The organism is Mycobacterium sp. (genome assembly GCF_035653355.1).
GTDB lineage: Bacteria > Actinomycetota > Actinomycetes > Mycobacteriales > Mycobacteriaceae > Mycobacterium.
This window is the reverse complement of sequence record NZ_DASRBZ010000170.1, coordinates 1-2,484: the sequence shown is the minus strand read 5'-3', so window position 1 is coordinate 2,484 and position 2,484 is coordinate 1. Positions and strand designations below refer to the sequence as shown.

The 2,484-nt window shown below is 65.9% G+C and carries 3 protein-coding genes; all 3 read right to left on the bottom strand.

Translation table 11 applies throughout. The features are described from left to right. The coding region (locus VFA16_RS05515) for an acetyl-CoA carboxylase biotin carboxylase subunit (RefSeq protein WP_324966848.1) at nucleotides 1–1,160 on the bottom strand (1,160 nt) is incomplete at its 3' end. 69 nt (nucleotides 1,161–1,229) lie between these two features. Continuing rightward, nucleotides 1,230–1,682 (bottom strand): SufE family protein, encoded by a 453-nt coding sequence (locus VFA16_RS05510; RefSeq protein ID WP_324966847.1) that lies wholly within the window; start codon nucleotides 1,680–1,682, stop codon nucleotides 1,230–1,232. Beyond that, nucleotides 1,679–2,484, bottom strand: an 806-nt coding sequence (locus VFA16_RS05505) for a sulfurtransferase (protein WP_324966846.1), incomplete at its 5' end; no start/stop codon positions are given. The genes VFA16_RS05505 and VFA16_RS05510, both read right to left, overlap by 4 nt.

The window sequence follows — 2,484 nt, the reverse complement described above, 5'->3', positions numbered from 1 at the left end:
AAATTCGGCGGCACCTGACTGCCCTCGTCGACACCTGAATCGACGCGAACGCCAGGACCACCGGGTATCCGCCACCGGGTGACGCGGCCGCCGTGCGGCAAGAAACTTTGCGCGGCATCCTCTCCGTTGACGCGGAACTCGAACGCATGCCCGCGCATCGGTGGATCGTCGTAGCCGAGTGGTTCACCTTCCGCGAGGCGGAACTGCTCGCGTACCAAGTCGATGCCGGTGATTTCTTCACTCACCGGGTGCTCGACTTGCAGCCGTGTGTTCACCTCGAGAAACGAAACGGTGCCATCGCCGCCGACCAGAAATTCGCACGTGCCCGCGCCGACGTAGCCCACCGCGCGCAGTATTTCCTTGGACGCCGTGCGCAGCTGCGCCTCTTGATCGGCCGTGAGAAACGGCGCCGGCGCTTCTTCGACAAGCTTTTGGTGACGTCGCTGCAACGAGCAGTCGCGCGTGGAAATCACCACGACGTTGCCGTGCATGTCGGCGAGACATTGCGTCTCGACGTGCCGTGGGCGGTCGAGGTACCGCTCGACAAAGCACTCGCCGCGACCGAACGCGGCGACGGCCTCGCGCACCGCTGACTCGTAGAGGTGCGGGATTTCCTCGATCGTGCGGGCCACCTTCAGGCCCTTGCCGCCGCCGCCGAACGCGGCCTTGATCGCGATCGGCACGCCGTACTCCTCGGCGAATGCGACCACCTCGTCGGCGTCCTTGACCGGGTCGGGGGTGCCGGGCACCAGCGGCGCCTGAGCCCGCGCGGCGATGTGCCGGGCGGTGACCTTGTCCCCGAGGTCACGGATCGACTGCGGGCTGGGCCCGATCCAGATCAGGCCGGCGTCGATGACCGCCTGCGCGAAGTCGGCGTTTTCGCTCAGGAACCCGTAGCCGGGGTGGACCGCGTTGGCGCCGGACTTCGCGGCAGCGTCGAGCAGTTTGCCGAAGTCCAGGTAGGACTCCGCCGACGTCTGACCACCAAGCGCAAACGCCTCGTCCGCTAGGCGTACGTGCGGTGCGTCGGCGTCAGGCTCGGCGTACACCGCCACGCTGGGCAGGCCGGCATCCTTCGCCGCGCGGATCACCCGGACAGCGATCTCACCGCGATTGGCGACGAGTACCTTGGCGATCTTCGAGCTGGCGTGACTAGGCACTGCGCCTCCTGTCTGAGGGAAATGTTCGGCGTCTCTAAGAAAATTTCTTACAAGTATGTCGGGGGAAGTTTAGCGGCGCGCAGGGGGTGGATCAGCCACTGCCCCATTCGACTCGCGGAGGCGGCGCTTAATGCGGGCCAGCATCGCTGCCATCCCGCGCAGCCGCAGCGGGCTGATCAGCGCCGCCAGACCGAGCTCGGCGTAAAAATCCTCGGGCACCGCCAGGATGTCAGCCGCCGGTTGTTCGTCGAGACCGCTGGCCAGGATCGAGGCGAAGCCGCGCGTCGTAGGCGCTTCGGCGGGCGCGCTGAAATGCAGACGGACCCGGTTCGGGTCGCTGGCGTCGACGTGTAAAAACAGCGGGGACTGGCACTCGGGTACCGGTTCCATTGCCGCTTCTTCCAATTCGGGCGGCAGCGGCGGCAGATCGTCAGCGAATTCCAGCAGCAGGTTGAGCTTGTTCTGGCCCTGGACTTCGGCGAAGTCGGACACCACCTCAGCCAGCGGCGCGGGCAAGCTCATAGGACCGGTACTTCTCCAGGATCTTCGCCGGCCACGATCGGCACGCGCACGGTGTTGCCCCACTCCGTCCACGACCCGTCGTAGTTGCACACCTCGGGGATGCCGAGCAGATGTGTCAGCACGAACCACGTGTGGCTCGATCGCTCACCGATGCGGCAATAGACGATCGTCTTGTCGTCGGGCTTGATAAAGCCGTAGATCTTCTCCAGCTCGTCGCGGCCGCGAAACCGTCCACTCTCGTCGGCTGCTCTGCCCCAAGGGATGTGGATCGCGGTGGGGATGTGGCCGCCACGCAATGCGCCTTCCTCGGGATAGTCGGGCATGTGCGTGCGTTCGCCGGTGTACTCCTGTGGTGAGCGCACGTCGATCAGCGGCTGGGAACCCAGCGACGCGAGCACGTCGTCTTTGAACGCGCGGATCGGCCCGTCGTTGCGCTGGACCACCGGATAGCCGGTCGACGTCTTGCTCGGCACCTCAAGCGTGGTTTCGCGGCCCTCGGCCAGCCACAGGTCGCGTCCGCCGTTGAGCAGCCGCACGTCGGGGTGGCCGAAGAGGGTGAACACCCACAGCGCATAGGCCGCCCACCAGTTGCTCTTGTCGCCGTAGATCACCACCGTGTCGTCGCGTGCGATGCCCTTGCGGTTCATCAACTCGGCGAACTGCTCACCGTTGATGTAGTCGCGCACTCGCGGGTCGTTGAGGTCGGTGTGCCAGTCGACCTTGACCGCGCCGGGAATGTGGCCGACGTCGTAGAGCAGCACGTCTTCGTCGGACTCGACAATGGCCAGGCCGGGCCTGCCCA

Coding starts and splice junctions, on each gene's coding strand:
- VFA16_RS05510 (WP_324966847.1), bottom strand. CDS start 1,682: ATGAGCTTGCCCGCGCCGCTGGCTGAGGTGGTGTCCGACTTCGCCGAA.